Below are 5,311 nucleotides of genomic sequence, written 5' to 3'. Positions count from 1 at the left end.
GTTCCCATGCCGAACACAGAAGTTAAGCTCTTTAGCGCCGATGGTAGTTGGGCTTACGTTCCGCGAGAGTAGGACGTTGCCGGGCAAATAATAATTATACATATGTTATTAAAATGGAGAATTAGCTCAGCTGGGAGAGCATCTGCCTTACAAGCAGAGGGTCGGCGGTTCGAACCCGTCATTCTCCACCATTTTAAGCCGGCCTAGCTCAACTGGTAGAGCAACTGACTTGTAATCAGTAGGTTGGGGGTTCAAGTCCTCTGGCCGGCACCATTTTTTAGAGCCATTAGCTCAGTTGGTAGAGCATCTGACTTTTAATCAGAGGGTCAGAGGTTCGAATCCTCTATGGCTCATAGCGGGTGTGGCGGAATTGGCAGACGCACTAGACTTAGGATCTAGCGCCGCAAGGCGTGGGGGTTCGACTCCCTTCACCCGCATTTTATTAATATGATTCAAGCATTTAATCTTGCAGAAGTAGTTCAGCGGTAGAATACAACCTTGCCAAGGTTGGGGTCGCGGGTTCGAATCCCGTCTTCTGCTCCATTATTTGCCGGGGTGGCGGAACTGGCAGACGCACAGGACTTAAAATCCTGCGGTAAGTGATTACCGTACCGGTTCGATTCCGGTCCTCGGCACCATTTTAATATGCGCCCGTAGCTCAATTGGATAGAGCGTTTGACTACGGATCAAGAGGCTAGGGGTTCGACTCCTCTCGGGCGCGTAATGACCATTTTTGGTTACGGGAAGTAGCTCAGCTTGGTAGAGCACTTGGTTTGGGACCAAGGGGTCGCAGGTTCGAATCCTGTCTTCCCGACTCTTTAAAAGTTACATATTAAATGGGGGCTTAGCTCAGATGGGAGAGCGCCTGCTTTGCACGCAGGAGGTCAGCGGTTCGATCCCGCTAGTCTCCACCATTTAAAATAATATTATTACGGCGGCGTAGCTCAGCTGGCTAGAGCGTACGGTTCATACCCGTGAGGTCGGGGGTTCGATCCCCTCTGCCGCCATTAAAATTTTGAATATGAAATACATATTTTAAATTTTGGACCTTTAGCTCAGTTGGTCAGAGCAAACGGCTCATAACCGTTGGGTCGCAGGTTCGAGTCCTGCAAGGTCCATACTTATATAGTGGAGGAATACCCAAGTTCGGCTGAAGGGATCGGTCTTGAAAACCGACAGGGGCTTAACGGCTCGCGGGGGTTCGAATCCCTCTTCCTCCGCCATTATATTTGTAAAATTAAATTATTATTATCGCGGGATGGAGCAGTTCGGTAGCTCGTCGGGCTCATAACCCGAAGGTCGGTGGTTCAAATCCACCTCCCGCAATTATTATTTTAGGTCCCGTGGTGTAGCGGTTAACATGCCTGCCTGTCACGCAGGAGATCGCGGGTTCGATTCCCGTCGGGACCGCCATTTTTTAAAATTTTATGTATGGCTCAGTAGCTCAGTCGGTAGAGCAAAGGACTGAAAATCCTTGTGTCGGCGGTTCGATTCCGTCCTGAGCCATCTTTTAACATTATGCCGGCCTAGCTCAATTGGTAGAGCAACTGACTTGTAATCAGTAGGTTGGGGGTTCAAGTCCTCTGGCCGGCACCATCTATCGGAGGGGTAGCGAAGTGGCTAAACGCGGCGGACTGTAAATCCGCTCCTTCGGGTTCGGCAGTTCGAATCTGCCCCCCTCCACCATATTTCTTATAATTTAATAGGGGCATAGTTTAACGGTAGAATAGAGGTCTCCAAAACCTTTGATGTGGGTTCGATTCCTACTGCCCCTGCCATGGCGGTTGTGGCGAAGTGGTTAACGCATCGGATTGTGGTTCCGACACGCGTGGGTTCGATTCCCATCAGCCGCCCTTACTTTTATTAATGGGCTATAGCCAAGCGGTAAGGCAACGGACTTTGACTCCGTCACGCGCTGGTTCGAATCCAGCTAGCCCAGTAGTCTGGCGGCATAGCCAAGTGGTAAGGCAGAGGTCTGCAAAACCTCTATTCACCGGTTCAAATCCGGTTGCCGCCTCCATTAATATTTTGCGGGAGTATTTCAACTCTTAGAATACATTCCTTCCCGGAATGAGATATAGGTGTAAATCCTATCTTCCGCTCCATTATTTTTCAGAACTACTAATTATTAAAATGCGGGAGTATTTCAACTCTTAGAATACATTCCTTCCCGGAATGAGATATAGGTGTAAGTCCTATCTTCCGCTCCATTATTTCTTCCATTGGGAAGATTTTTTTGTAGGAAATATAATTATGCCGGTGTGGTGGAATTGGCAGACACGCGGGACTCAAAATCCCGTGTCCGTTGAGGACGTGTCGGTTCGAACCCGACCACCGGTACTTATAACAAAAAGGCTGAGACAATTAATTTGTCTCAGCCTTTTATAATTTCATCATTAGATTACTGTCTTCTTCTTTTACTAACCTGCAATTTAAAGTTTTATAATATAATCAATTTTTTGATCATTATACAACTTACTTCTTGTCATTACTTTTGGAATTCCGTATTTATCTTTCATATTAATTGCTTTTGTTAAATTATCATCTGCACACGCTACTATGTCAATATTTCTTGTGTGTTGAACTAATTCTACATATATTTCTGAAGTAATGTTACACCCATCAATGCCGACTTTTTGTTTATTCATTTAAATTACCCCCTAAGATATGTGATTAAATAAAGGATAATATATGAAATGCATTTCATGTCAACAATTAATATTTTTTACAGAATTTCTTTTTATTAATTTAGTTTCAAAAAAGTGATGTGTTATATTATTATCGTATAATTGGTTAAAGAGACTTTTGCCTATATTGATAAGTGGTATTTCTATCGTTGTCAAATTAAGCATCTCTGATATTTTATGATTTTCAAAGCCAATAATAGATAAATGTTCTTTTGCATCATTGTTTATACTTAGTAATAGACCAGCAGCAGTGTTGTCACCTGAAACTATAATTGCTGATGGGGGAGTTGGTGATTTATTTAAATCTTTAGCAAGTATATAACCATCTTCTAGTAATACATAATTTTCATAAATCTTTTTATTATTGAAAGTTAGTGATTTTTCTTTGCAAAAATCTTTATAAGCTGCAATCCTTAATAATGAACTTGTACTATTCTTTCTATTAATAGCACATGAGATATTTCGATGTCCATGTTCGTACAAATGGTTTAATGCCGTGTAAAAGGCTTTATAGTGATCTATATAGGTTGTACGAAGCTTAGAATGTGTTATATCTTCAAAAATAGAGATAGGACCATATTCAACATACTGTTCGATTATATTTAATGAAATATTTCTTGAACATATAATTAAGGCGTCTAGTTGTTTTAGTTTAAGCATTTCTAAAGCGTCTATTTCTTGGTCGTTATCATAAGAAGTTTGGAAAAGTACAATTTTCTTGTTTAATTTAATTGCTTCTTCTGATATACCTTGTATTAGCTGAGAAAAATAAGGATGATTAGAAAAAGGAATAACAACACCTATTAAGTTTGTTTTACCTTTTTTTAAATGTATGGCATTAATGTTAGGTATATAATTTATTTCTTCTATAACTTGGAGTACTCTATTCCTTTTCTCTTCGTTTACATAAGGGTGGTTATTAATTACTCTTGAAACAGTACTGGGAGAAACACCAGCTTTTCTTGCGACTTCTTTTAGATTTGTCATTCGGATTCCCCCTCATTTATACTATATATTATATAAATATTTTAGCATATTAACTTAAAAATTATCTTTAAATTATAAAGTAGGTGAAATTTATTAAACAACAATTTTTTGAACTGGAATGTTCTCATTTAAACGCAAATAATAGATTAGATCATAACATTATACTAGATTTACTTGATGATAATTTCAAAGAGATTGGAAAGTCGGGTAGAGTCATTTATAAAAATGATATTGAAAACAGCACTTTACATACTTTTGAATATCAAATTAGTGACTTTGTAACTGACAAGATTCAAAAAGGCATTGTATTGGTTACATATAAATTATTCAATGAGACGGATAATGTATTAACGAATAGAAGTACTTTGTGGATCAGAAAAAATAACCAGTGGAAAATGCGATTTCATCAAGGTACAATTATTTAAAATTAAAAATTTGATTGTCTATTAAAATAAACTCATATATGATTAATACATATTTAAATATGGAGGAATTTTATGGATAGACATTTCACTGTAAAGGAATTTTTCTTTAACATATTAAATGGTATAGGTGTAGGTATTGTTATTGCGCTTATACCAAATGCAATATTAGGTGTTTTATTTAGTTACTTATCACAGTTTCACCCTGTACTTGAAATGTTTAACCAAGCTTTATTACTTATGCAATATGCTATGAGTTTTATTATAGGAATAATTGTAGCTAATCAATTTAAATTCCAAGCTACAGATGCCGTGATGATAGGGGCAGCTGGATTAATAGGTTCAGGTGCTGTGAAAGTCCAAAATGGCCAATTTATGTTTGTTAGTATTGGTGATGTGGTCAATTTAATAGTTGTATTAATCATTAGTTGTTATTTAATGATTAAATTAAAAGGTAAATTTGGTTCTTTAGATATGCTAATTATGCCAATATTTATTTCGGTAGTTAGTGGTTTTATTGGAATGCTTACTTTGCCATATGTAAGTAATGTAACAAAAGGCATTGGAAAATTAATAGAACAATTCTCGACTTTAAATCCATTGTTAATGTGTATTTTGATAGCAATTACATATGCTCTCCTTATGGTCACTCCAATTTCAGTGGTAGCAATTGCAACAGCTGTAGGATTAGAAGGTCTAAGTTCAGGTGCAGGTAATATGGGAATCGTTGCGGCATGTGTAACATTCTTAATGGGATCATGGAAAGTAAATGATAAAGGGATTAATATCGTACTTATTATTGGTGCTGCAAAAATGATGATACCTGTCTACTTTAAAAATCCAATAATAGCAATACCGTTGATCATTAATGGGTTAATGAGTGGTTTGCTAACGTATTTTGTAGGAATAAAAGGAACACCTATGTCAACAGGATTCGGATATACAGGTTTTGTTGGTCCAGCTAATGCAATAAAATATATGGACGGCTCAATAATTGTAAATATAGTTCTTTTAATATTCGCGTACTTTGTTATACCATTTGTATTTGCTTATATTGTACATAGATTATGTTTGAAATTATTGCCTAAATATAATCAGGAAATGTTTTTGTTTAAAGAAAATGCATAAGAATTGAATACTAAAAAGCGCCCTCAGTTAGAGGACGCTTTTTTATATTACATTTTATATATAAATTTAACTATAATTATTAGAATA

At 37.3% G+C, this 5,311-nt stretch carries 4 protein-coding genes, 22 tRNA genes and 1 rRNA gene; 25 read left to right on the top strand and 2 right to left on the bottom strand.

The features are described 5' to 3' along the window. The 23 genes from rrf to CD129_RS03440 form a co-directional block, all read left to right on the top strand. Positions 1–85: ribosomal RNA gene (gene rrf, locus CD129_RS13575) — 5S ribosomal RNA — on the top strand; the annotation flags it as partial. A 30-nt stretch (positions 86–115) separates the two neighbouring features. Further along, a tRNA-Val gene (locus CD129_RS03545) sits at positions 116–191 on the top strand. A gap of 6 nt (positions 192–197) precedes the next feature. Further along, positions 198–273 (top strand) — tRNA-Thr (locus tag CD129_RS03540). Between the two features lie 7 nt (positions 274–280). Then, positions 281–353, top strand: a tRNA-Lys gene (locus CD129_RS03535). Positions 354–355: 2 nt separating this feature from the next. After that, positions 356–437 (top strand) — tRNA-Leu (locus CD129_RS03530). A 31-nt stretch (positions 438–468) separates the two neighbouring features. Beyond that, a tRNA-Gly gene (locus tag CD129_RS03525) sits at positions 469–543 on the top strand. Between the two features lie 6 nt (positions 544–549). Further along, a tRNA-Leu gene (locus tag CD129_RS03520) sits at positions 550–638 on the top strand. A gap of 9 nt (positions 639–647) precedes the next feature. Continuing rightward, a tRNA-Arg gene (locus tag CD129_RS03515) sits at positions 648–721 on the top strand. A gap of 19 nt (positions 722–740) precedes the next feature. Next, positions 741–814, top strand: a tRNA-Pro gene (locus CD129_RS03510). 24 nt (positions 815–838) lie between these two features. Beyond that, positions 839–914: transfer RNA gene (locus tag CD129_RS03505), tRNA-Ala, on the top strand. A gap of 19 nt (positions 915–933) precedes the next feature. After that, a tRNA-Met gene (locus tag CD129_RS03500) sits at positions 934–1,007 on the top strand. Positions 1,008–1,044: 37 nt separating this feature from the next. Continuing rightward, positions 1,045–1,118, top strand: a tRNA-Ile gene (locus CD129_RS03495). A gap of 12 nt (positions 1,119–1,130) precedes the next feature. Next, a tRNA-Ser gene (locus CD129_RS03490) sits at positions 1,131–1,223 on the top strand. Positions 1,224–1,252: 29 nt separating this feature from the next. Beyond that, positions 1,253–1,326, top strand: a tRNA-Met gene (locus CD129_RS03485). An 11-nt stretch (positions 1,327–1,337) separates the two neighbouring features. Continuing rightward, positions 1,338–1,413 (top strand) — tRNA-Asp (locus CD129_RS03480). Between the two features lie 20 nt (positions 1,414–1,433). After that, positions 1,434–1,506, top strand: a tRNA-Phe gene (locus tag CD129_RS03475). Positions 1,507–1,520: 14 nt separating this feature from the next. Continuing rightward, positions 1,521–1,596: transfer RNA gene (locus CD129_RS03470), tRNA-Thr, on the top strand. A 6-nt stretch (positions 1,597–1,602) separates the two neighbouring features. After that, a tRNA-Tyr gene (locus tag CD129_RS03465) sits at positions 1,603–1,686 on the top strand. A gap of 18 nt (positions 1,687–1,704) precedes the next feature. Then, positions 1,705–1,778: transfer RNA gene (locus CD129_RS03460), tRNA-Trp, on the top strand. A 2-nt stretch (positions 1,779–1,780) separates the two neighbouring features. Then, positions 1,781–1,853, top strand: a tRNA-His gene (locus tag CD129_RS03455). A 14-nt stretch (positions 1,854–1,867) separates the two neighbouring features. Beyond that, positions 1,868–1,939, top strand: a tRNA-Gln gene (locus CD129_RS03450). A gap of 6 nt (positions 1,940–1,945) precedes the next feature. Continuing rightward, positions 1,946–2,020, top strand: a tRNA-Cys gene (locus CD129_RS03445). 235 nt (positions 2,021–2,255) lie between these two features. Further along, positions 2,256–2,340, top strand: a tRNA-Leu gene (locus CD129_RS03440). 92 nt (positions 2,341–2,432) lie between these two features. Here the strand turns inward: CD129_RS03440 and CD129_RS03435 are convergent. Next, entirely contained in the window at positions 2,433–2,648 is a 216-nt protein-coding gene (locus CD129_RS03435) for a Gfo/Idh/MocA family oxidoreductase (RefSeq protein ID WP_078357646.1), read from the bottom strand. A 60-nt stretch (positions 2,649–2,708) separates the two neighbouring features. Continuing rightward, entirely contained in the window at positions 2,709–3,674 is a 966-nt protein-coding gene (locus tag CD129_RS03430; protein WP_078357645.1) for a LacI family DNA-binding transcriptional regulator, read from the bottom strand. Positions 3,675–3,757: 83 nt separating this feature from the next. Between CD129_RS03430 and CD129_RS13570 the strand changes: the two genes are divergently transcribed. After that, on the top strand, positions 3,758–4,099 hold the full coding sequence (locus tag CD129_RS13570; protein ID WP_078357644.1) for a nuclear transport factor 2 family protein: 342 nt from the start codon (positions 3,758–3,760) through the stop codon (positions 4,097–4,099). 72 nt (positions 4,100–4,171) lie between these two features. Then, the gene (locus CD129_RS03420; protein WP_078357643.1) at positions 4,172–5,224 is read left to right on the top strand and encodes a PTS sugar transporter subunit IIC; all 1,053 of its coding nucleotides are present in this window, start codon (positions 4,172–4,174) and stop codon (positions 5,222–5,224) included. The last annotated feature ends 87 nt before the right edge of the window (positions 5,225–5,311 follow it).

This window comes from Mammaliicoccus fleurettii, from assembly GCF_003970575.1.
Lineage (GTDB): Bacteria > Bacillota > Bacilli > Staphylococcales > Staphylococcaceae > Mammaliicoccus > Mammaliicoccus fleurettii.
Note: the sequence above shows the minus strand (reverse complement) of the source record. Positions and strands in the feature narration are given on the sequence as shown.